Genomic DNA, 21,065 nt, shown 5'->3' with positions numbered 1-21,065 from the left:
GCTCAGCTCACCAGTCCGGACGGCGCGCCGATGGGCGTGCCCACGCGCACCTGCACCGGCACCTCGGCGGTGTCTTCGTTGTCGAGGGCGATCGCCATGGCGTATCCGCCCGCGCCGTCGATCGGCAGGTCGATCTGCGCGATGAGCGGCAGGTCCATCTCCACCACGCCCGTGGGAAGGGGGCCCACGTTCAGGTCGCCGGCGCTGCTCCACAACTCGGTGCCCGCCGGGTTGATCCACCGCAGCGAGACCGTGTGCTGCCCGATGTCCAGGGACGTGCCCTTGAGATGCACCACGAGGTGGGCCCGCGGGTGCACCGCCGGCAGGGTGCCGACCTGCAGCGCATCGAACACGCCGAGGATGTTCAGCTTTCCTTCCTGCGACACGTTGGCCGCATCGGCAAACAGCGCGAATGAGACATGCATGCGAGGAACATAGACTCGCGGTTGGGCGTCGTCTACGTTTCGTGGATGCCCTCCCCCACCTCCGCCTCGCTGCCCCTCCCGGGCGACCCCGCGCCAAGCCGCGCCGCCGTCGCCGTCACCGATCTGCTGCTGATCCTCATGGCGGTGATCTGGGGCGTGAATTTCAGCGTCGTGAAATACGGCACCGACGTGCTGTCGCCGCTCGCGTTCAACGGCGCGCGCGTGGTGATGTCCGCCGTCGCGCTGGCCGCGCTGGCCTTCGTGCCGCGGCACGTGCCCCTGCCGTGGCGCGACGTCGTCGCCCTGCTGGCGCTCGGCGTCATCGGCAACGGCGTCTATCAACTGCTGTTCATCGAGGGCGTGGCGCGGACGCGCGCCGGCGACGCCGCGCTCGTCGTGGCGGCGTCGCCCGCGCTGATCGCGATCATCAGCCGCCTACGCCGCGTGGAGCGCGTCCACGCCCGGGGCGTGGCGGGCATCGCGCTGTCGGTGATCGGCATCGGGTTCGTGGTGTACAGCGGCACGCAGGTGGTGGCCAAGGGCGCCTCGGTGACCGGCGACCTGCTGGTGCTCGCCGGCTCCGTGAGCTGGGCGCTCTATACCGTCCTGCTCACGCCGTACACGCGCCGCATCGACGGCGTCACGCTCTCCGCCTACACCATGATCGGCGGGGCGCTCCTGCTGGGCGTGATCGCCGCCCCGGCGATGCTCCGCACCTCGTGGACCACCGTGCACGGTGGCGCGTGGGCCGCCATCCTGTACAGCGGGCTGGGCTCCCTCGTGATCGCCTACCTGTTCTGGTACCGCGGCGTGCGCATCATCGGTCCCACGCGCACCGCGATGTACTCCAACCTGCAGCCGCTCGTGGCGCTCGTCGTCGCCTGGGCCATGCTCGGCGAGACCCCCACGTTCTGGCAGGGTGTGGGCGCGGTGAGCATCATGTCCGGACTCCTGCTCACCCGCGCATGAAGCTGATCCTGTTCGATATCGACGGCACGCTGCTCAACAGCGACGGCGCCGGACGCCGGGCCATCCAGCGGGCGCTCGTGGAATCGTTCGGCACCGCCGGCCCCGAGCACCACTGGTTCGACGGCAAGACCGATCCGCAGATCGTGTTCGAGTTGATGCACCTTGCCGGCGTGGAGACGGCGACGATCTCGGCGCGCCTCGACACCGTGTTCGCCCGGTACGTCGCGCTGCTCCACGACGAGCTGGCCACGCCCGGACATGGCGCGCGCGCCTACCCCGGCGTGCCCGCGCTGCTCGACGCGCTCGAGGCGCGGCCCGAGGTCACGCTCGGGCTGCTCACCGGCAACGTGGAGCCCGGGGCGCGCGCCAAGCTGCAGGCGGCGGGCATCGCGCCCGAGCGGTTCCGCGTCGGGGCGTTCGGATCGGACCACGCCGTGCGCGCCGAACTCCCGGCAATCGCCCGGACGCGGGCGCGCGAACTCCTGGGGCGCGAGATGCCGGGGCACGACATGACCGTCATCGGCGACACGCCGGCCGACCTCACCTGCGGGCGCGGAGTGGGCGCGCGCGCCATGGGCGTGGCCACCGGACGGTATTCGGTGAGCGAGCTCAGCGCGTACGATGCCGCCGCCGTATTCGCCGATTTTCGCGACACGGCCGCCGTGCTCGACGCAATCCTGGCGGCGTGAGCGAGCTCCGCACCGCCCAATTCGAGGCTCGCCTTGCCGGAGCCCGCAGCGCCGCGGTGTTCGTCCGCGTGGGCGCCGGCGATCTGGCGGTCACGAGCGCCGACGGACGGCTGTCGCGTGTCGTGCGCCTGGACGACGTGGCCGAAGTGCGCCTGGACGGAGGGCAGGTGGCGATCGCGCTCGAGCGCGGGGAGCCGATCGTGTTGGAGTGCGAACAGGCGCCGGCGCTGGATGCCGCCCTCGTTGCCGCCTGCTGCACCGTGCCCGAACTGACGCGGGCGCTGCGCTGGCTGGGGTCGTCGCGGGCGCGCGCCAATGCCACCGGCCAGCATGAATTCTTCGCGCCCCTGCTGGACGCGCGCCGCCGCGCCGAGGACGCGGTGGCGCGGCACGAGGTCGTGGCCGCGTTCGACCCCGACCGCCTGGACCGCGCCCTCGCTGCCTATCTCGCGGCGGCCGTGGAGCACAGCGCCGACGCGCGCCCTGCGGCGCGGCGCGCCTACGCCGCCCACATCGAGGATGCGACCGAGCCGCTGCGCCGCGCCCTGGCTACCCTGCGCGCCGCGAGTCCGGCCGCCGCCCGCCCCCCCACGACGGCGCGGGTGGCGAGCTGGCGGGCGTGGCGCGCTGCGCTCGACGCCCTGTTCCATGCGGCCGATCGGTGCTGGGAGAATCTGGACCGCGGTACGTCCGTCCACCGTGGGCAATGATGCGTCGGCGTTGCGTATGGATGGGCGTGGAGTTGGCACCAGGCTAGAACTGGCGATGTAATCCCGATACATTTTCTCGGCAATGAGATTACGACGGATCACCTGCCTTGCCCTCGCGGCGCTTGGGTTTGCTGCGCCGCCGCTCGCGGCGCAGGAGCACCCGGTGCGACGCATGGCCAACATCGTCAGCGTTGCGGTGGAGGAATACGGCAAGGGAGTGGACAGCCGCGGTCAACTGACCGCCGCGTCGGAATATCAGGAGGCCGTCGGCTTCCTGGACGACGCCAAGCAGATCGCCGACCGGCTGACCGGCGAACACGCCACGGCGGCGCGCGCGTTGCTCGACTCGATCATCGCCGCGGCGCGGGTCCGCCAGCCGCCGCGCGTACTCGGCGCGCTGGAGCATCGCTTTGCGCTGGCGCTGGGCAGCGAGGGACAGCTCGAGTTGCCCACGGCGCCGGTCGATCTCGCTGACGGGAAACGGATCTACGACAACACGTGCGCGCAATGCCACGGCATCAGCGGGCACGGGGACGGGCCGCAGGCGAAGCTGCTGAATCCCAAGCCGGTGCCGATCGGCGATCCGAAGGTCGTGGCCAGCGTCACGCCGGCGATCATGTTCCGCATCGCGTCGGTGGGCGTGTCGGGCACGCCGATGGTGGGCTTCGCGGGAACGCTCACGCCGCAGCAGCGGTGGAACGTGATGTCGTACGTCGTCTCGCTACGCGCCACGGCGGCTCAGGTGGCCGAGGGCGAGGGGCTGTACATGCAGGGGTGCGCGCAGTGCCACGGCGTGACGGGCGCTGGCGACGGCTCGTACGCGCACGCGCTGTCCAAGCTGCCGACCGAGATCGGGACGCTGGCCTGGCAGGTGACGCGCACCGACGACAGTCTGGCGCGCGTGGTGCGGGGCGGGATGAGCGCCACGGCCATGCCCGGCGCGCCGGGTCTCACCGATGCGCAGGTGCGGAGCGTGGTCGCGTATCTGCGCACGCTGCCGGCCAAGAACGCGCCGGCGGCCACCGTCGCGGCGACGTCGGACAGCGGCGCCGCGGGCGCAGCGCGCACCGTCAGCGCGTTGCTCGAGCAGTCGCTGGCGTCGGCGCAGTTGGGGCGGAAGAACGAGGCCGGGGACCGCGCGTTCGACGCCTATCTCGCGTTCGAGCCACTCGAGGGTCCGGCGCGGGCCAAGAACCCCGGGCTCGTGGCCCGGATGGAGAAGCTGTTCGGCGACTTCAAGGGCGCGGTGAACGCCAACGACGTGGAGGGGGCCACGCACGCGCGGGACGTGATCGAGGCCAACCTGCCAGCGATCGTGGAGCTCACGCGTCCTGCGGGGAGCGCCGTGGAGGCGTTCTGGCAGTCGTTCCTGATCATTCTCCGCGAGGGGTTCGAAGCCATCCTCGTGATCGGCGCCGTGGTGGCGTTCCTGCTCAAAACCGGGCACCGCGAGCGCCTGCGCTCCATCTGGACGGGCGTGGCGCTGGGGCTCGGCGCGAGCGCCGTGACCGCCGTCGCGCTGCGCACCATCCTCCGCGCCGTGCCGGCGAGCAGCGAGATCCTCGAAGGGGTCACGCTGCTGGTGGCCGTGGTCGTGCTGTTCTCGGTGAGCTATTGGCTGATCTCGCGTGTCGAGGCGGCCAAGTGGCAGCAATTCATTCGCGAGAAGGTGACCGACGCGCTGCAGCACGGCGGCGGACGGGCATTGGCGTTCGTGGCGTTCCTGGCCGTGTACCGCGAGGGCGCCGAGACGGCGCTGTTCTATCAGGCGTTGTTCAGCGAGGGGCCGCATCTGGCGGTCCCGCTGTCGCTGGGCATCGTGGCCGGATTCGTGGCGCTGGCGGTGATCTTCACGCTGTTCTACCGCTACGGCGTGCGGATTCCGCTGCGGCCGTTCTTCAGCGTGACGAGCGTGCTGCTGTACTACATGGCGTTCGTCTTCACGGGCAAGGGAATCCGGGAGCTGCAGGAAGGCAACGCGATCTCGATGAGCGTGATCCCCGGCTTCCCGCACGTCGAGGCGCTGGGGCTGTACCCCACGTGGGAGACGGTGCTTGCCCAACTCCTGCTGCTGGCGCTGTTCGTGTTCGCGCTCGCCAAGACGTTCTGGCCCAAGCGGTCGGTGACGCTGCCCACGGTGCCCCCGTCGGCCGCGGGCTCCGACGTGGCCGTGGCGTTCGCCGAGCTGCGTGCCGAGCAGGACGCGCTGCGGGCGCGGTTGCAGGCGCTGGAGGACGTGGTGGCCGACGAGACGACGCCGGCGCCGGAAGACTGACCGGCGCCGGCGTCGAGGTGGCGTTGGGGCGGCGGTGACTACGCCGCGCGCGCGGCGTTCGCCGGGTAGATGCCCGGCCGTTTCTTTGTCGCGTCGCGGAGGAGGTACATCCAGACGAAGCCCAGCGCCACGAACACCAGCGCGATGCCCTGCGCGTAGGTGAGCCCGCCCAGGAATCGGTCATCCTTGGCGCGGAAGAATTCGATCACGAACCGCTCCAGCCCGGCGAGCACGCAATACACGCCGAACAACCATCCCTCGGCATGCTTGTGATCGCGCATCCGCCACAGGATGAGGAACATGGTGAAGCCGAGCGCCACCTCGTACAACTCGGTGGGATACACCGACACCAGCTTGGCGGGATCGGTGCCCGCCGGAAACCGCGTGTGGAACTCCGCCATCATGCTGGCCACCGTGGTCGGCGGCGAGCCGTTGGGGAACACCACCGAGCCGAATCCGCTGAACGGCCGCCCGTAGTCGTCGCCCACCGCCCAGCACCCGGTGCGCCCCACGGCGTAGGCGGCGGCGACCGCCGGTCCGCCGACGTCGAAGATGCGCAGCATCGGGATCTTCTTCCAGCGGATCACGGCCATCACGGCGAGCGTGCCGCCGATCAGTCCGCCCCAGAATACGAACCCGCCGCGCGTGAACAGCGCGTCGTAGTTCTTGAGGATGATCACGTAGTAGAGCTTGGCCCCGAGCAGCCCGCCGACCACGGCGGCGAGGATCATGTCGGCGATGGCGCGTGTGTCGTGGCCGCGGCGGTCGAGTTCATGCTCGGCCAGGAATTGGGCGATGCCGAACGCCGTGACCACGGCGATGCCGAATCCGGTGAGCGACAGCGGGCCCAGCTGGACGACGAACGGATGATGTACGATGGGATTGGTCATGCGGCGATGAGGCCGGGAATGGAAAGGGTGGCGAACGCGTTGAGATCGAGCCCGGCGCGTTCGCCGCGCTCGAAGTGAAACAGACCGGCGCGGGCGATCATTCCGGCGTTGTCGGTGGCCAGCCGCGCTCCGGGAGCATACACGGATACCCCCGCGGGCGCGAGTCGCTCCCGCATCGCCTCGACGAGCGTGCGATTGCCGGCCACGCCGCCGCCCAGGACCACGCGCTCGCGGTCGAACGCCCGCACGGCCCGCGCCGTCTTCTCGACCAGCGTCTCGATGAGTGCGTCCTGGAAGGCCCGCGCGATGCGCGCCCGATCCTCGCCGCCGGCGTCGCGCACGGCGTGCAGCACGGCGGTCTTGAGCCCGCTGAACGACACGTCGAAATAATCGGCATCGCCGGGCCGCTGGTCGCGGCGCAGCATGGGCCGCGCGAAGCGCAACGCGCCGGCGCCGGTGGTGGCCGCGAGTCGTTCCACGTGCGGGCCGCCGGGGTAGGGCAGGCCGAGCAGCTTGGCCACCTTGTCGAACGCCTCGCCCGCCGCATCGTCGCGCGTGCGGCCGAGCAGGCGGTAGCGCCCCCACGCCTCGACGTCGATGAGCAGCGTGTGGCCGCCCGACACGAGGAGCGCCGTGAACGGCGGCACCGCGTCGGGATGCTCGAGCGCGGTGGCGAACAGGTGGCCTTCCATGTGGTGCACGCCCACCAGCGGCACGCCCAGCGAGAACGCGAGCGCCTTGCCGAAGCTCACGCCCACGAGCAGGGCGCCGACCAGGCCCGGGCCGTGGGTCACGGCCACGCCGTCGAGGTCGCGCCCGTCCACGCCGGCGTCGGCGAGCGCGCGCGCCACCACCGGCTGGATGCTGGTGAGATGCGCGCGCGATGCGATCTCCGGCACCACGCCGCCGAACACGCGGTGGACGTCCTGCGACAGGATGACCAGCGAGCGGAGCGCGGCGCGGTCCCCGGATCCCTCGAGCACGGCGGCCGACGTTTCGTCGCACGACGTCTCGATGCCGAGCAGCCGGCTCATGGGCGCCGCGCCGTGACGTGCACGACCACGGTGTGCGGCTGCACGTCGCGCACCAGCGCCGTCACCCCCGGCGGCAGCACCACGTCGTCGGGCGACAGCTCGAGCGTGGTGGAATCGGCTCCGCCGGGCACGCGCCGGCTGATCATGGGCGGGTGGGCGTAGAGCGCGAAGATCTCCTTGCCTTCGCCCGCCACGAGGGCGTGCACTTCGGGCGCCGGATCGCGCAGCACGCGCCCCGTGTCGAGGGCGAGCGCCAGCCGCACGGGGACGATCTCCTCGGTGGGCTCGGTGGACGTGGCGATGAACCAGAGCACGATCGCGAACACGATCGCCACCGCCTTGAGGCCCAGGCGCTCGGTGAACGCGCCCACCAGGCGGCGGCGCCAGCGCGGCGGGGGAGCGGGCATGTCGGCCTCAGCGGATGGCGAGCGCGCGGCGCGGGTCGCTCGTGCCGGTCGGGGCCGGGTCGGCCGTGGCGACCGACGCCGGGAGGCCGAGCAGACTCCGCACCAGCGCGATGTTGCCCTCCGAGGTCCAGTCGGCGGCGCCCATCCACTTCTTGTGGATCACGCCGTCGCGCCCGATGACGTACGTCTCGGGGTACCCCATCACCTGGTACATCTGCTCGATGGCGCCCGCGGAGTCGTGGAGAATCTCGAACCGGAGTCCCATGTTGCGCGCGTACGTGCGGATGGAATCGTCCGAGGCGGTCTCGTCCACGCTCACGGCCACGATCTTGAGCCCGTCGGCGCCGTACATCTCGTGCAGCCGTTCGAGCGTCGGCATCTCCGCCTTGCACGGGGGGCACCAGGTGGCCCACACGTTGAGCAGCACCACATCGCCCTTGTAGTCGGCCAGTCGCTTCACGCGGTCGGTGCCGTCGATGGTCCACGCCCGGAACGGCGGCGCCTTGGACCCGACCTCCACCGGCTGGACTTCGTTGCCGAACGCCCGTTGAAACGCGTACGAGCCCATCCCCAGCAGCGCGATCACGCCGAGGACCACGACCCACTGCTGGCGTACCGTCATACCCTCACCTCGCATGCACGGCGCAACGCGCCGATCTCCGCTCTGGGATCGCGCGCCGAGAACACCGCATGGCCGGCCACGAACGTGTCGGCGCCGGCGCGCCAAACGTCGCCGATCGTCTCGCGCGCGATGCCGCCGTCCACCTCGAGCAGCGCGCCGCACCCGGCCGCGTCGAGCAGGCGGCGCGCGCGGCCCACCTTGTCGAGCGAGTGCGGAATGAACGTCTGCCCCCCGAACCCCGGATTCACGGTCATGACGAGCAGGAGGTCCAGATCATCGAGCACGTCCTCCACCGCCGAGAGCGGCGTGGACGGATTGATCGCGACGCCGGCCCGGCACCCCAACTCGCGAATGTGCGCCAGCTGGCGCTGCAGATGCGGCGCCACCTCGGCGTGGAGCGTGAGCCCGCTGGCCCCCGCCGCCGCGAACGCCTGGAAGTGCTTCTCGGGTTCCACCACCATCAGGTGCACGTCCAGCGGCAGGGTCGTGAGCCGGCGCACCGTCTCGATGATCTTCATGCCGAACGTGATGTTGGGCACGAAGCGTCCGTCCATCACGTCGATGTGCAGCCAGTCGGCGCCTCCCTCCACGCACAACGCCACCTCGTCGGCGAGGCGCGAGAAGTCGGCGGCGAGCAGCGATGGCGCGATCCGGACGGTCATGGCGTGCGTCCTCCCGAGACGCTCACGGTCACGCGGGCTCCCGATGCTACCAGGCTGCCCGCCGCGGGGCTCTGCTGCACGACGGCCTGCGGCTGCCGGCTGTCCCCGCCATTGAGAATCGTAACGTCGCCGAGCGTCAGCCCCAACTGGTCCAGCAGGATCCGCGTCTCGACGAGGCTGCGCCCCGCCAGATCGGGCACGGTGACGTTGGCCGGGCCGGCGCTGAGCACGAGCGTGACCACCGACGGGACCGCGGCGCGCGCGCCGCTGGCCGGCCGGGTGCCGATCACCGTGCCGAGGGGTTGGTCGCTCACCTGCGGCGTGGAATCGAGCACCGTGGTGAACCCGGCGGCGGTGAGCGCCGAATCTGCCTGCGCGCGCACCTGGCCCACGACGTTCGGCACCTGGGCCGTGCGCGCGCCGGCGCTGAGGTCGAGCGTCACCACGGATCCCAGCGGCTCGCGGCTGCCCTGGTCGGGTGATTGCTGGATCACGGTGAGCCGCGGCGCCGCGTCCTGGAACCGCATCTCGCCCCGCTGGGCCTTGAACCCGATCAGCTGCAGGCGTTGGCTCGCGGCATCGAAGCTCAGGCCCGTGACGTTGGGAACCCTGGCGTCCTCGGGCGGCGCGCCCGGAGGGAATATCACGAACGCGACGATGCCCCACGCCAGCGCGCTGCCGGCCACAGCGGCGATCAGATAGGGCGCGGCGCGCCGCCACCATCCCGGCTTGCTCACGCGCCCCGCCGCAGTCGCGCGGCGAACGCGCCGTCGGTGCCGTGACGCTGCGGCAGCACGCGCAACAGTCCGCCGTCCAGCACCTCGCCAGGCACCGTCCCGGGTCCGGGCGGCTCGAGCCGCCAGTCCGGATGCCCGGCCAGGAACCGATCCACCTGCTCGTCGTTCTCTTCCGGTTCCAGCGAGCAGGTGCTGTATACGAGGAGCCCGCCGGGTCGGACGAGACCCGCCACGGACGCGAGCAGCATCGTCTGCACCGCCGTCATCACGGCGAGATCCGACGGCTTGAGGCGCCAGCGCGCGTCGGGGTGCCGGCGCATGGTGCCCGTGCCCGTGCACGGCGCATCGAGCAGCACCACGTCCACCGGCCGCAGCGCGGGCGCGCGCGCGTCGGCCACGTAGGGATGCACGTTGTCGAGTTCCAGGCGCTTCACGTTCTCGATCACGCGCTTGAGCCGGCTGAGCGACGCGTCGCTCGCGAGCACGACGCCCGCGGTGCGCGCCAGCTCCACCGATTTCCCGCCCGGCGCCGCGCACAGGTCGGCCACCGTCGCGCCCGTTGGAATGGCGGCGTACTTGGTGACGAGCGTGGACGCCGGATCCTGGATGTGGAACAGCCCGCGCTTGAACGCGCCCAATTCGGTGAGCGCCGGAATGGGGCCGGCCAGCACCATGCTGTCGCTCACCAGCGGCACATCGAGTGCGCGCACGCCGGCCGACTCGAGCGCCGCCTCGAGCTGCTCGCGCACCACGTGCACGGGGCGGGCGACGATCGGCGGCTCGGTGTTGTTGGCGGCGAGCAGCCGCCGCGTGTCGGCCTCGCCCCAGCGCTCCAGCCATCGCGCCACCAGCCATCGCGGATGCGAGAACTCCGTGGCCAGCGCGTCCACGGCATCGGTGGCGGCGGGGAGCGCCAGCGCGTCGCGTTCGCGGTCCAGCCGCCGCAGCACCGCATTGGCCAGCTTGCCGGCGCCTTCGCCGGCCCGCTCCTTGGCCAGTTCCACCGTCTGCGCGATCGCGGCGTACGCGGGCACGCTGCCCATCGCGAGCAGCTGGTATGCGCCCAGGCGCAGGAGGTCGAGCAGCTCGGCGTCCAGCCGTCCCAATCCGCCGCGCACCCGCTCGGCGAGCAGGGCATCGAGGCGCCCGCGCATGCGCAGCATGCCGTACACGAGTTCGCGCGTCCATCGGCGGTCGCGCGCGTCGAGCGGGTGCGTCCGCCGGTCGAACGTGGCGTCGAGCAGTTCCCCGCGGCGCAGGTCGGCGCAGACGCCCGCGGCGACCACGCGCGCATCGGTCACCCCCGCGGGCCGGGCGAGTGTGGCGTTGCCGTGCACTGGATGGTCGTGACCTGCCATAAGGTGCGTCGCGTGAGAGTCCTACGGCGCGGCGTCCGCTGACCCCGCGTAGGCTGAAAGATACTCCTCCGCCGCCCGTTCGGTATCGTCGCGATCCCAGAGCCCGCGGATCACGGCGACGCCGTGAAATCCCAACGCGCGCAGCGGCGCCACGTGCTGCGGCGCGATGCCGCCGATGGCCACGAGCGGCAGATCGGTGAGCCCCGCCAGCTCGTGGCCGAGCAGCGCCATCGGCGTGCGCGGCGCGCGTCCGGGCGGCGGGGTGAGCACGTGGGCGATCACGCCCCATGCCGCGCCGTCGCGCGCCGCGGCCAGCCCCTGGTCGCGGGCATGGATGCTCGCCCCCACGGCCAGCGCCGGGGCGATGCGCCGCGCCGTGCGCACGTCCATCGACGCGCCGGTGAGCTGGACGCCGCGCGCGTTAGACGCCAGCGCGGCGTCCACGCGATCGGTGACCACCACCCAGGCGCCGGTCTCCTCCTGCAGCGCGGCGAGCGCCGAGGCCACGGCGATCAGCCGTTCGGCGCTCGCCGCCGGCGCGCGTACCTGCACCGCGCCCCGCGCGCCCAGCGTGCGCATCAGGCGCTCCGCCCGCTCGAGGAATCCCTGGCGTGCGATCACCGCGTCGCTGGTGACCGCATGGATGACGGGAAGGTTGAGCGCTCTCACACCGCGGGCGCGGGGTCGAACACTTGCCCCACGGCGATGCCGCGGCCGCGGTACCACTCGGCGGGGTCCATCCGCCGCTTGCCGGCCGGCTGGACCGCGGTCAGCCGGGTGCCGCCGTCGCCGCACGCCACGAGCAGCCCCGCGTCGTCCACCCCCACCACCTCACCCGGCCGGCCGTGCGCCTCGGGGGCCGCGCGCGCGCCGAACAGCTTGACCTCGGCCCCGTCGAGCACCGTGAACGCGCCCGGCTTGGGATCGTAGGCGCGAATGACGCGCGACACGACCCCCGCCGGCTGCCGCCAATCCACCCGCGTCATCGGGCGCGTGATCTTGGGCGCATAGGTGGCGCGGGTGTCGTCCTGCGGCTCCTCGCGGGCGGCCTCCAGTTCCAGCAGGGCCAGCGCCTCGATCACCGCCGCCGCGCCCATCTCCGAGAGCCGCAGCGACAGCTCGCCCGTCGTCTCGTCGTCGTAGATCGGCGTCGCGGCGCGCAGGATCACGGGACCGGCGTCGAGCGCCGGCACCATGCGCATGATCGACACGCCGGTCTCGCTGAGCCCGTCGCGGATGGCCGCCTGGATGGGCGCCGCGCCGCGCAGCGCCGGCAGCAGCGATGCATGGATGTTGAGCGTGCCCAGGCGCGGGAGGTCGATCACGTCCTGCGGCAGGATGTGTCCGTACGCCACCACCACCGACACGTCGGGCTCGAGCGCGGCGACGCTGGCCAGGAACGCCTCGCCGCGCGGCCGTTCGGGCTGCAGCACGGGAAGGTTCTGGCGCTCGGCGATCTGCTTGACCGGCGACGCCTCGAGCGTGGAGCGTGACCGTCCCACCGGGCGGTCGGGCTGCGTGACCACGCCGACGACGTCGAACCCCTCGCCGATCAGCGCCCGGAGGGCCGGGCTGGCGAAATCAGGGGTGCCCCAGAAGAGCACGCGCACTCACATCTCCTCGTCGCGGTGATGATGCGCCGCGATATCGGCCGCCGTGAGGCGGCGGATGAGGCCCGGATACTTCTCCTTCTCCTTGGTCCACTTGGCCAGCGCGCTGCGGCGCTTGAGCACGCTCAGATAGTCGATGAACAGCGTGCCGTGCAGGTGGTCGATCTCGTGCTGCATGCAGCGCGCCAGGAGATCGGTGGCCTCCACCTCGAACGGCTGGCCGTCGCGATCGGTGGCGCGGACGACGACGCGCGTGGCGCGCACCACGTCGGCGTAGACGTCGGGGATGGAGAGGCATCCCTCCTCGCCCTTGGCCGATCCTTCGCGGAGCACGATCTCCGGATTGATGAGGACGAACCGCTGGCCGTCCACATCGATCACCGTGAGCCGCTCGCGCCGGCCCACCTGGGGCGCCGCGAGACCGATCCCCTTGGCGGCGTGCATGGTGGCGAACATGTCGTCGATCAGGGCGCGCAGGGCGTCCGTGACCTCCGCGACGGGCAGGGTCTCCTCACGGAGAATCGGGTCGCCGAGGACGCGAATCTCGAGGAGCGGCATTACGCCGAGGTGACCGTGGCACCCGCCACGATCTTGGCGATGCGACCCCGCTCGATCACCAGCCGCGTCTCGCCGGACTTGATCGTCACGCGGTCGTCGTTGGTCGGCTTCGTCGTGCCGTCGCTCTGGAGCGACTCCTTGATGTGCACGACCTCGCCCACCACGCCCCCCGCCGTCACCACCTCGTCGCCCTTCTTGAGGCCCATCAGTGCCTGGTCGTGCTGGCGCCGCTGCTTCTGCTGCGGGCGGATGAGCAGGAAGTAGAAGATCGCGATGATGAGGGCGATCTGGAACAGGAACGGGGCCAGCGAACTCTGGCCGCCGGCCGAGGGCGCCATCGCGAGCATGGCGTACAGGGGAAGTGTCATACGGGAGTGCTCGTCCGTGAGTGGTAGCGGTCCAGCCAGTGCTGGCTCCAGCCGTCGAAGGCGCCGTCGCGAATGGCGGCGCGCGCGTCGCGCATCAGCGAGACCAGGAAATGTACATTATGCAGCGAGAGGAGGCGCAAGCCGAGCATCTCGTCGGCCAGGAACAGATGGCGAAGGTAGGCGCGCGAGAATCGCCGGCACGCCGAGCAGGTGCACGCCTCGTCCAGCGGCCGTTCGTCGGCCCGGTACTCGGCCCGCTTGATGTTCATCCGTCCGTCGCGCGTGAACGCCGCCCCGTTGCGCCCCAGGCGCGTGGGGGCCACGCAGTCGAACAGGTCCACGCCGCGCCGCACGCCCTCCACCAGATCCTCGGGAAACCCCACGCCCATGAGATACCGCGGCCGATCGGTGCGCAGGGCGTGGTTCACCACGTCGAGCATCGCGTACATATCGGGCTTCTCCTCGCCCACCGAGAGTCCGCCGATGCCGAAGCCCCGCCACTCATCCAGATCCTGGATGGCGCGCGCGGCCTCGCGCCGCAGGCCGGCGTGGATCCCACCCTGCACGATCGGGAACAGCGCTTGCGGGCGGTCATGCGCCAGCGCGTTGAACGCGGCGCGGCAGCGGGCCAGCCAGCGCACGCTCCGCTCGCTGGCGTCGCGCGCCGCGGTCGCATCGCTCTGGCCGGGAATCACGTGGTCGAACTGCATGATCACGTCGGCGCCCAGGTTCCGCTCGATCTCCATCACCGCCTCGGGGCTGAACCGATGGCGCGAGCCGTCCAGGTGGCTGCGGAACTCCACGCCGTCCTCGTCCACCGTGCGCAGCGAGGCCAGCGAGAACACCTGGAAGCCGCCCGAGTCGGTGAGGATCGGCCCGTCCCAGTGCATGAACCGGTGCAGGCCGCCGAGCTGCCGGATGAGCTCGTCGCCGGGCCGCAGGTGGAGATGATACGCGTTGGCGAGGATCATCGGCGCGCCCATGGCGCGCAGATCGTCGGGGTCGAGCGCCTTGACGGTGGCCTGCGTCCCCACGGCCATGAACGCGGGCGTCTCCACCGCGCCGTGCGGCGTGGTGAAGGTGGCGGCGCGGGCCGCGCCCTGCTGGTGCTCGATCGTGAAGTCGAAGAGTTCGCGCATCGCTAGAGAATCACCATCGCGTCGCCATACGAATAGAACCGGTAGCCGGCGGCGATCGCCTCCCGGTACGCCCGCATCGTGAGTTCGTAGCCCGCGAATGCCGCGACCAGCATGATGAGTGTGGAGCGGGGCAGGTGGAAGTTGGTCACCAGCCGATCCACGGCGCGGAAGGCGTACGGCGGGCGGATGAAGATGCGCGTTTCCCCCTCGCCCGGCACGATCGCGCCGTCGGCGCCGGCCGTGCTCTCGAGGGTGCGGACCGCCGTCGTGCCCACGGCCCACACCCGCCCTCCCGTGGCGCGCGCGGCGTTGATCGCGGCGGCGGCCGGCGCGGATACGGCGTACCACTCCTCGTGCATGACGTGCTGCGCGGGGTCCTCCACCTCGACGGGCTTGAAGGTGCCGGCGCCCACGTGGAGCACCACGTCGACCCGGCGCACGCCCTTGGCGGCGAGCGCGTCGAGGAGGCCCGACGTCAGGTGCAGTCCGGCCGTGGGCGCCGCCACCGACCCGCGCTCGCGGGCATACACGGTCTGGTAGCGCTCGGCATCCGGCGGCGCGTCGGGTCGGTCGATGTACGGCGGCAACGGCACGTGGCCGAACCGCTCGATGGCGTCGTCGATCGAACCCTCGGCCCGCAGCCGCACGATCCGCGTGCGGCGCTCGGTGATCGACACGATCTCGGCGTCGAACCCCGGCGCGACATGGACCACCCGGCCGGGCTTGAGCTTCCCGCCGGGCGACACCATCGCCTCCCACGTGCCGTCGCCGACCGGCTTGAGCAACAGGATCTCGGCGGGCGCCCCCGAGTCACGCGTGCCGAGCAGACGCGCGCGGAGCACGCGCGTGGTGTTGAGCACCAGCACGTCGCCGGCGGGAATGAGCGTGCGGAGATCGGAGAATCGCGCGTGGGCGATCGTGCCGGCCGCCCGATCGACGACCATCAGCCGGCACGCGTCGCGCGGCTCGACCGGCGTCTGGGCGATGAGCGACGGCGGCAGTGGGAAGTCGTAGTCGGAAGTGGCGAGGCCGAGTGGGGGCATGGGACGGAAAGCTAAACGGCCAGTGCGGAGACCAGCGCGGGGCGACGAGCGCGCGGGTGGTCTTCCGCGCGCGTCGCCGTTGTTACAGCAGCTCTCCCTGTCCGCCCGCCGGCACCACATATCCGAAATGCCGATAGGCCTGGGCCGTGGCCACGCGCCCGCGCGAGGTGCGCTGCAGGAATCCGTTCTGCACCAGGAAGGGCTCGAACACCTCCTCGATCGTATTCGCGTCCTCGCCCACCGCGGTGCCGATGCTCGCCAGTCCCACCGGCCCGCCGTCGAACTTCTCGATGATCGTCTTGAGGATGCGCGCGTCCATGTCGTCGAGGCCGAACTCGTCCACGTCGATCATCCGCAGCAACTCGCCGGCCACCTCGCGCGTGATCGCCCCGTCGGCCCGCACCTGCGCATAGTCGCGCACCCGGCGCAGCAGGCGATTGGCCACGCGCGGCGTCCCCCGCGCGCGGCGGGCGATCTCGCGGGCGCCCTCGGCATCGATCGCCACGCGCAGCACCTCGGCCGAGCGCACGACGATCTGTTCCAGATCCTCGGGCGGGTAGAAGTTCAGGCGTTCCACGATGCCGAATCGGGCGCGCATCGGCGGCGTCAGCATCCCGAACCGCGTCGTGGCGCCGATCAGCGTGAACCGTTCGATCGGCATCGTGATCGTCTGCGCCTTGGGCCCCTCGGAGAGCCGGATGTCGATCTTGAAATCCTCCATCGCGGGGTAGAGGAATTCCTCGATGATCGGGCGCAGGCGGTGGATCTCGTCGATGAACAGGATGTCGCCGGCGCGCAGGTTGGTGAGCGTGCCCACGAGATCGCCGGGCTTCTCGAGCGCCGGGCCGGAGGTGGTGCGCACGTTCACGCCGAGTTCGCGCGCGATCAGTTCGGCGAGCGTCGTCTTGCCGAGCCCGGGCGGCCCGAAGAACAGCGCGTGATCCAGTGGCTCGCGGCGCGCCAGCGCGGCGTCGATCCAGATGCGCAGGCTCTCCTTGACCTTGGTCTGGCCGATGAATTCGGCCAGACGCTGGGGGCGCAGCGACAGCTCGACGACCGACTCGTCGGGGAGCGCTTCGGGCGTGGTGATCTCGGCGCGGGTCATGGAAGGTGAGAGAGTATATGCGGCGCTTGTCCGGGGCGCGCCCCACCGTGGCCAATATACCGAATAGACGCCGAATACGTGAGAGTGGGGTTGCCGCGGCACGCGCCGGCCGCCGTCTGGGCCATGCGGCGAAGCTGCCGTTTACACCGCTCAGCGGTTCAGCTTCGCCAGCCGCTCCACCGCGCGTTCGAGCGTCTCGAGCTTCTTGCAGAACGCGAACCGTACCAGCGAGCGTCCCAACGCCGGGTCGTGGTAGAAGCTCGATCCGGGCACGGTGGCCACGCCGATCTCCTTGGCCATCCACTTGGCGAACGTCACGTCGTCGTCGGCGCTGAGCGCCGAGAAATCGGCCAGCACGTAGTACGCCCCCTCGGGCACGGAGAACGTGAATCCCGCCTCGCGCAGCGCCGGCAGGAGCAGTTCGCGCCGCGCGCGGTACTCCTGCGCCATGTGGTTGAAGTACTCGGCGTCGAACCGCATGCCCACGGCGCCCGCCGCCTGCAGCGGCGCCGGCGCGCCCACGGTGAGGAAGTCGTGCACCTTGCGGATGGCCGCCGTCTGCTCGGCGGGCGCGATGGCGTATCCCAGCCGCCACCCGGTGCAGCTGAACGTCTTCGACAATCCCGAGATCGTGATCGTGCGCTCCCGCATGCCCGGCCAGGTGGCCAGCACGTGGTGGTCGCCGGCGTACCGGATGTGCTCGTAGATCTCGTCGGTGATCGCCCAGGCGTCGTACTTGATGCACAGCTCGGCGATGAGGTTCATCTCCTCACGCGTGAACACGCGGCCGGTGGGATTGTGCGGCGTGTTGATGATGATCGCCTTGGTGCGCTCGCTGAACGCCGCCCGCAGGCGGTCGGGATTGAGCGTCCAGTTGGGCCGGTCGAGCGGCACGAATACGGGCTTGGCGCCGGCCAGGATCGCGTCGGGGCCGTAGTTCTCGTAGAACGGCTCGAGGACGATCACCTCGTCGCCCGGATCGACGAGCGCCAGGAACACGCTGGCCATCGCCTCGGTGGCTCCGCACGTCACGGTGATCTCCCGCTCCGTGTCCACCTCCATGCCGTACCAGCGCCGGTACTTCTCGGCCACCGCCAGGCGCAGCGCCGCGCTCCCCCACGTGATCGCGTACTGGTTCACGTCGCCGTGGATCGCGGCGCACGCGGCGTCCTTCATCGGCGCCGGCATCGGAAAGTCGGGAAAGCCCTGCGAGAGATTGACCGCTTCGTAGAGGTTGGCGACTCGCGTCATCTCGCGGATGACGGATTCCGTGAACGTCGCCGTGCGCTGCGCTGCTCGCACCGGGGGCTCCGTGGCAGAGAGGGGAGGGGAGAACGTCGCTCGGAATCTAGCGCGCCGCTACCGCGGCCAGCGCGCGGCGGATGAGCTCCGCCGCCGGCAGGCCGCGGCCGCCCGCATCGAGCGCGGCGCGCACCGCCTTCTCGGCGTCGGCCGGCGAGTAGCCCAGCGAGACGAGCGCGCGGATCGCGTCCTCCGAGCCGGCCCCCTCGGGGCGCGGCGCGGCGCCGTCCACCGCGAGGTCCTCCAGCTTGTCGGCCAGATCGAGCAGGATGCGCTCGGCCTTCTTGCGCCCCACGCGCGGCACGCTCTGCAACGTCGCGATGTCCTTCTCGCCCAGCGCGCGCACCAGGCGCTCGGCCGTGAGGTGCGACACGAGCGCCAGCGCCAGCGCCGGGCCGACGCCGTTGGCGGTGAGCAGGAGCTGGAACACCCGCCGTTCGAACGGCGTGCGGAAGCCGAACAGCAGCCAGCCGTCGTCGCGCACCACGAGATGCGTGTGCAGGTGCACCGGATCGCCCAGCTTGGGGAGCACTTCGAACACGCTGAGCGGGATCAACAGCTCGTAGCCCACGCCGCCGGAGGTCATCACGGTCACGCGGTCGAGCGAGCGGGCGCTCAGGCTGCCGCGCACTTCGGCGATCACGCGCGGCCTCCCGGGAGCACGTACAGCTTGGGCACGCGCGCGCCCATGATGCAGGCGAGCGCCGCGGCCACGCCGTCGGCGGCATCGGACGGCTGGGGCGGCGACTTGAGGCGGAGCAGCTTGGTGACCATGAACTGCACCTGTTCCTTGGTGGCGGCGCCGCGGCCCACCACGGCCTTCTTGATCTCGGCGGGCGGGAACTCGTGGATCGGGATGCCGCGCTGCTCGCCGGCCAGCAGAATCACGCCGCGCGCGTGCCCGAGGACGATCGTCGTCCGCACGTTGCGGGCGTAGAACACGTCCTCCACGGCCATCGCGTCGGGCCGGTGCCGGTCGAGCAGTTCACACACCCCGTCGTAGATCTCGCGGAGGCGCGCCGGCAGCGGGTCGCGCGCCTTGGTGCGCAGCACGCCGCACTCCACGAGCACCGGTTGGCGGGTGCCGTCTCCGCGCACGACCCCGTAGCCGGTCTGCGCCGTGCCGGGGTCGACGCCAAGGACGAGCACTACCCGGCGTTCGCCATGTCGGCGACGTCGATGTCGAAGTTGGCCCAGACCTTCTGCACGTCGTCCATCATCTCGAGCTCTTCGAGCAGCTTGAGCAGCTGCTCGGCCGTCTTCCCCTCGACCTTCACGGTGTTCCTGGGCACCATCACCACGGGCTCCGACTCGGCCACGGCGATGCCCTTGGCTTCGAGCGCCTCCTTCACCCCGTGGAACGCCGCGGGTTCGGTGGTCACCACGTACACGTCCCCGTCGCGCGCGAAGTCCTCGGCACCCGCGTCGAGCGCCGCTTCGAGCGCCTTGTCCTCGCCGTACTTGGTGGCGTCGATCGTGAGCTGGCCCTTTTTGTCGAACATCCAGGCCACCGAGTTCTGAGCGCCCACGTTCCCGCCGCCGCGCGACATCTTGTGGCGCACGTCGGCCACGGTGCGCGTGGCGTTGTCGGTGAGCGCGGCGATCATGATCGCCACGCCGCCGGGGCCGTACCCCTCGTACATCAGTTCCTGGTAGTCCACGCCCTCGAGTTCGCCCGTGCCCTTCTTGACGGCCCGCTCGATGTTCTCCTTGGGCATGGAATTCTGGCGCGCCGTGTCGATGGCCGTGCGCAGCCGCGCGTTGCCCCCCGGATCGCCGCCCCCCTGCTTGGCGGCGATGGTGATTTCACGGATGAGCTTCGTGAACAGCGCCCCGCGCTTGGCGTCGGTCGCTGCCTTGTAATGCTTGATCTGCTTCCATTTGCTGTGGCCAGCCATCGGCAGCTCGCGAGTCGGATGGAACGCACCACGGAACCGATTGCCAATATAGCCCGCGCGCCCACACCGGCCAACGCCGGCCGGCCCACGGCGCAAACGAAACGCGGGAGCCCCGAGAGGCTCCCGCTCACCCGCCCGCGACGCGGCGCGCGCTCAGCCGCCGCCCAACCGGATGGCGAGCGTGGCGCGGAATCCCGTCATGTTCGAGTTCCCGGTCGTGCTGCCCACGACGCCGGCCGTGTAGCCGGCGAACGGCGTGATCGCGTACCCGCCGAAGTCGTAGTTCAGGCGCAGCCCGACGGTGCCCATGTAGCTCGTGGGCACGGCATCCTGCGTCCACACGCGGCCCTCGAGGCTCGGCTCGATGGTCAGATCGCCGGAGTGGAAGCCCACCGCCACGCCGGTATTGGCGATGTTCTCGCGTCCCGTGATCGTGTGGTCGGCCAGCTCGCCCGACGCGCGGAACAGGTCCCATCCCGCCACCACGACGTCGGCGTTGCCGATCGAGTTGGAGATCGACGCCTGCGTGATGTAGCGGTCGCCGGTGTTGTACGCCGACGAGTTGGCCTGGTCGTTGCCGAATTTGGAATACGTGAAGCCCATCGAAATACGGCCGGTGCCATAGGGGCGGTCCACGCCGATGCGCGCGCGATACTCGTTGCCCGGCTGGAAATGCAGCCGCGCGCCGGCTGCGTCCTGGAACGGATCGTACGCCGCCGAGTAGCGCACGCTCAGCCCCGCGCCCACGTTCCAGTCGCCCATGGGCCGCGCCAGCGCCACGCCGCCGGTGCCCCCGGCGCCGGTGCCGAATCCTGTGATCGGGAACACCAGGAAATCGCTGGCGATCTGCGTGGCGGCCGCGTATTCCGCGGGCAGCGCTAGGCTCTTGCCGGTGGGCAGGTTCACGCCCGCCGTGAGCACCATGAAATCGGTGCCCATGGTGTAGTTGGCGCGGATCTGCGTGTCGGTCATCCCCGACAGCTCGCTCACCGTGGTGCCGCCGTTGGTGCCGGGGCTCTCCACGCGCGCCTGCGCCCACGAGGTGCCGATGTCGAAACTGAACGCGTCGGTCACGGGAATGAGCACGTACAGCGGCACCGCGTATTCCGAGATCTTCTCGCTGATCGGCGCCTTGATGTCGTACTGCATGAATTGCGGACCGATCCGCGCGCTCGCATCCCACACCGACTGGGCGGGCAGCGTACTCGCCAGACCGCCGAGCAGGGCGAGGGGAAGCAGGCGGCGCATGCCGGGGATCCTCATG

24 protein-coding genes are annotated in these 21,065 nt (G+C 71.0%); 4 read left to right on the top strand and 20 right to left on the bottom strand.

Annotation, left to right across the window (positions count from 1 at the left end; all coding sequences use genetic code 11):
• Positions 1-2: 2 nt before the first annotated feature.
• Positions 3-425, bottom strand: a complete 423-nt coding sequence (locus tag VNE60_09075) for a hypothetical protein (GenBank protein ID HVB31660.1) — start codon at positions 423-425, stop codon at positions 3-5.
• Between the two features lie 45 nt (positions 426-470).
• On the opposite strand from VNE60_09075, the gene VNE60_09070 reads away from it, so the two are divergent.
• From VNE60_09070 to VNE60_09055, 4 genes are all read left to right on the top strand, one after another.
• On the top strand, positions 471-1,394 hold the full coding sequence (locus VNE60_09070) for an EamA family transporter (protein ID HVB31659.1): 924 nt from the start codon (positions 471-473) through the stop codon (positions 1,392-1,394).
• Complete coding sequence (locus tag VNE60_09065; protein ID HVB31658.1) at positions 1,391-2,083, top strand: HAD family hydrolase; 693 nt, start codon at positions 1,391-1,393, stop codon at positions 2,081-2,083. The genes VNE60_09070 and VNE60_09065 overlap by 4 nt, the downstream gene beginning before the upstream one ends.
• Positions 2,080-2,793: a hypothetical protein gene (locus tag VNE60_09060; GenBank protein HVB31657.1), complete on the top strand. Its 714-nt coding sequence runs from the start codon at positions 2,080-2,082 to the stop codon at positions 2,791-2,793. Before VNE60_09065 ends, VNE60_09060 begins: the two co-directional genes overlap by 4 nt.
• A gap of 172 nt (positions 2,794-2,965) precedes the next feature.
• On the top strand, positions 2,966-5,068 hold the full coding sequence (locus VNE60_09055; GenBank protein HVB31656.1) for a cytochrome c/FTR1 family iron permease: 2,103 nt from the start codon (positions 2,966-2,968) through the stop codon (positions 5,066-5,068).
• Positions 5,069-5,106: 38 nt separating this feature from the next.
• Here the strand turns inward: VNE60_09055 and VNE60_09050 are convergent, their stop codons facing one another.
• The 19 genes from VNE60_09050 to VNE60_08960 all read right to left on the bottom strand — a co-directional run bounded on the left by VNE60_09050 (position 5,107) and on the right by VNE60_08960 (position 21,064).
• Entirely contained in the window at positions 5,107-5,958 is an 852-nt protein-coding gene (locus VNE60_09050) for a prolipoprotein diacylglyceryl transferase (GenBank protein HVB31655.1), read from the bottom strand.
• Positions 5,955-6,992: a tRNA (adenosine(37)-N6)-threonylcarbamoyltransferase complex transferase subunit TsaD gene (gene tsaD, locus VNE60_09045; GenBank protein ID HVB31654.1), complete on the bottom strand. Its 1,038-nt coding sequence runs from the start codon at positions 6,990-6,992 to the stop codon at positions 5,955-5,957. Before tsaD ends, VNE60_09050 begins: the two co-directional genes overlap by 4 nt.
• Positions 6,989-7,399, bottom strand: a complete 411-nt coding sequence (locus VNE60_09040; protein HVB31653.1) for a hypothetical protein — start codon at positions 7,397-7,399, stop codon at positions 6,989-6,991. Before VNE60_09040 ends, tsaD begins: the two co-directional genes overlap by 4 nt.
• A gap of 7 nt (positions 7,400-7,406) precedes the next feature.
• Positions 7,407-8,021 carry a TlpA disulfide reductase family protein gene (locus tag VNE60_09035; protein HVB31652.1) on the bottom strand — a complete coding sequence of 205 codons (615 nt, stop codon included), beginning with the start codon at positions 8,019-8,021 and terminating at the stop codon, positions 7,407-7,409.
• The gene (rpe, locus tag VNE60_09030; GenBank protein ID HVB31651.1) at positions 8,018-8,683 is read right to left on the bottom strand and encodes a ribulose-phosphate 3-epimerase; all 666 of its coding nucleotides are present in this window, start codon (positions 8,681-8,683) and stop codon (positions 8,018-8,020) included. Before rpe ends, VNE60_09035 begins: the two co-directional genes overlap by 4 nt.
• On the bottom strand, positions 8,680-9,420 hold the full coding sequence (locus VNE60_09025; GenBank protein ID HVB31650.1) for a PASTA domain-containing protein: 741 nt from the start codon (positions 9,418-9,420) through the stop codon (positions 8,680-8,682). Before VNE60_09025 ends, rpe begins: the two co-directional genes overlap by 4 nt.
• Positions 9,417-10,778: a 16S rRNA (cytosine(967)-C(5))-methyltransferase RsmB gene (gene rsmB, locus VNE60_09020; GenBank protein HVB31649.1), complete on the bottom strand. Its 1,362-nt coding sequence runs from the start codon at positions 10,776-10,778 to the stop codon at positions 9,417-9,419. The genes VNE60_09025 and rsmB overlap by 4 nt, the downstream gene beginning before the upstream one ends.
• Positions 10,779-10,799: 21 nt before the next feature.
• Positions 10,800-11,447 (bottom strand): thiamine phosphate synthase, encoded by a 648-nt coding sequence (locus tag VNE60_09015; protein ID HVB31648.1) that lies wholly within the window; start codon positions 11,445-11,447, stop codon positions 10,800-10,802.
• On the bottom strand, positions 11,444-12,388 hold the full coding sequence (gene fmt, locus VNE60_09010; protein ID HVB31647.1) for a methionyl-tRNA formyltransferase: 945 nt from the start codon (positions 12,386-12,388) through the stop codon (positions 11,444-11,446). The genes VNE60_09015 and fmt overlap by 4 nt, the downstream gene beginning before the upstream one ends.
• Complete coding sequence (gene def, locus VNE60_09005; protein HVB31646.1) at positions 12,389-12,946, bottom strand: peptide deformylase; 558 nt, start codon at positions 12,944-12,946, stop codon at positions 12,389-12,391.
• On the bottom strand, positions 12,946-13,314 hold the full coding sequence (gene yajC, locus VNE60_09000; protein ID HVB31645.1) for a preprotein translocase subunit YajC: 369 nt from the start codon (positions 13,312-13,314) through the stop codon (positions 12,946-12,948). Before yajC ends, def begins: the two co-directional genes overlap by 1 nt.
• The gene (gene tgt, locus VNE60_08995) at positions 13,311-14,453 is read right to left on the bottom strand and encodes a tRNA guanosine(34) transglycosylase Tgt (GenBank protein HVB31644.1); all 1,143 of its coding nucleotides are present in this window, start codon (positions 14,451-14,453) and stop codon (positions 13,311-13,313) included. The genes yajC and tgt overlap by 4 nt, the downstream gene beginning before the upstream one ends.
• 2 nt (positions 14,454-14,455) lie before the next feature.
• Positions 14,456-15,496, bottom strand: coding sequence for a tRNA preQ1(34) S-adenosylmethionine ribosyltransferase-isomerase QueA (gene queA, locus VNE60_08990; GenBank protein HVB31643.1), 1,041 nt, complete (start codon positions 15,494-15,496; stop codon positions 14,456-14,458).
• An 82-nt stretch (positions 15,497-15,578) separates the two neighbouring features.
• Complete coding sequence (ruvB, locus tag VNE60_08985) at positions 15,579-16,601, bottom strand: Holliday junction branch migration DNA helicase RuvB (protein ID HVB31642.1); 1,023 nt, start codon at positions 16,599-16,601, stop codon at positions 15,579-15,581.
• Positions 16,602-16,751: 150 nt separating this feature from the next.
• A complete protein-coding gene (locus VNE60_08980; protein ID HVB31641.1) occupies positions 16,752-17,903 on the bottom strand; it encodes an aminotransferase class I/II-fold pyridoxal phosphate-dependent enzyme in 1,152 nt (383 codons plus the stop codon).
• Positions 17,904-17,949: 46 nt separating this feature from the next.
• Complete coding sequence (gene ruvA, locus VNE60_08975) at positions 17,950-18,546, bottom strand: Holliday junction branch migration protein RuvA (GenBank protein HVB31640.1); 597 nt, start codon at positions 18,544-18,546, stop codon at positions 17,950-17,952.
• Positions 18,543-19,052 (bottom strand): crossover junction endodeoxyribonuclease RuvC, encoded by a 510-nt coding sequence (gene ruvC, locus VNE60_08970; protein ID HVB31639.1) that lies wholly within the window; start codon positions 19,050-19,052, stop codon positions 18,543-18,545. The genes ruvA and ruvC overlap by 4 nt, the downstream gene beginning before the upstream one ends.
• Positions 19,052-19,801: a YebC/PmpR family DNA-binding transcriptional regulator gene (locus VNE60_08965; protein HVB31638.1), complete on the bottom strand. Its 750-nt coding sequence runs from the start codon at positions 19,799-19,801 to the stop codon at positions 19,052-19,054. The genes ruvC and VNE60_08965 overlap by 1 nt, the downstream gene beginning before the upstream one ends.
• A gap of 153 nt (positions 19,802-19,954) precedes the next feature.
• The gene (locus tag VNE60_08960) at positions 19,955-21,064 is read right to left on the bottom strand and encodes a hypothetical protein (protein ID HVB31637.1); all 1,110 of its coding nucleotides are present in this window, start codon (positions 21,062-21,064) and stop codon (positions 19,955-19,957) included.
• Between the last annotated feature and the right edge of the window lies 1 nt (position 21,065).

Source organism: Gemmatimonadaceae bacterium (assembly GCA_035533755.1).
GTDB lineage: Bacteria > Gemmatimonadota > Gemmatimonadetes > Gemmatimonadales > Gemmatimonadaceae > JAGWRI01.
Note: the sequence above shows the minus strand (reverse complement) of the source record. Positions and strands in the feature narration are given on the sequence as shown.

Excerpts from the sequence above, each read along its gene's own strand:
- VNE60_08960 (HVB31637.1), bottom strand. The coding sequence starts at position 21,064 with ATGAGGATCCCCGGCATGCGCCGCCTGCTTCCCCTCGCCCTGCTCGGC.
- VNE60_09050 (HVB31655.1), bottom strand. The coding sequence starts at position 5,958 with ATGACCAATCCCATCGTACATCATCCGTTCGTCGTCCAGCTGGGCCCG.
- VNE60_09055 (HVB31656.1), top strand. The coding sequence starts at position 2,966 with ATGGCCAACATCGTCAGCGTTGCGGTGGAGGAATACGGCAAGGGAGTG.
- VNE60_09070 (HVB31659.1), top strand. The coding sequence starts at position 471 with ATGCCCTCCCCCACCTCCGCCTCGCTGCCCCTCCCGGGCGACCCCGCG.
- rpe (HVB31651.1), bottom strand. The coding sequence starts at position 8,683 with ATGACCGTCCGGATCGCGCCATCGCTGCTCGCCGCCGACTTCTCGCGC.
- def (HVB31646.1), bottom strand. The coding sequence starts at position 12,946 with ATGCCGCTCCTCGAGATTCGCGTCCTCGGCGACCCGATTCTCCGTGAG.
- VNE60_09065 (HVB31658.1), top strand. The coding sequence starts at position 1,391 with ATGAAGCTGATCCTGTTCGATATCGACGGCACGCTGCTCAACAGCGAC.
- tsaD (HVB31654.1), bottom strand. The coding sequence starts at position 6,992 with ATGAGCCGGCTGCTCGGCATCGAGACGTCGTGCGACGAAACGTCGGCC.
- tgt (HVB31644.1), bottom strand. The coding sequence starts at position 14,453 with ATGCGCGAACTCTTCGACTTCACGATCGAGCACCAGCAGGGCGCGGCC.
- ruvB (HVB31642.1), bottom strand. The coding sequence starts at position 16,601 with ATGACCCGCGCCGAGATCACCACGCCCGAAGCGCTCCCCGACGAGTCG.
- VNE60_08965 (HVB31638.1), bottom strand. The coding sequence starts at position 19,801 with ATGGCTGGCCACAGCAAATGGAAGCAGATCAAGCATTACAAGGCAGCG.
- rsmB (HVB31649.1), bottom strand. The coding sequence starts at position 10,778 with ATGGCAGGTCACGACCATCCAGTGCACGGCAACGCCACACTCGCCCGG.
- VNE60_09035 (HVB31652.1), bottom strand. The coding sequence starts at position 8,021 with ATGACGGTACGCCAGCAGTGGGTCGTGGTCCTCGGCGTGATCGCGCTG.
- yajC (HVB31645.1), bottom strand. The coding sequence starts at position 13,314 with ATGACACTTCCCCTGTACGCCATGCTCGCGATGGCGCCCTCGGCCGGC.
- VNE60_09075 (HVB31660.1), bottom strand. The coding sequence starts at position 425 with ATGCATGTCTCATTCGCGCTGTTTGCCGATGCGGCCAACGTGTCGCAG.
- VNE60_09040 (HVB31653.1), bottom strand. The coding sequence starts at position 7,399 with ATGCCCGCTCCCCCGCCGCGCTGGCGCCGCCGCCTGGTGGGCGCGTTC.
- queA (HVB31643.1), bottom strand. The coding sequence starts at position 15,496 with ATGCCCCCACTCGGCCTCGCCACTTCCGACTACGACTTCCCACTGCCG.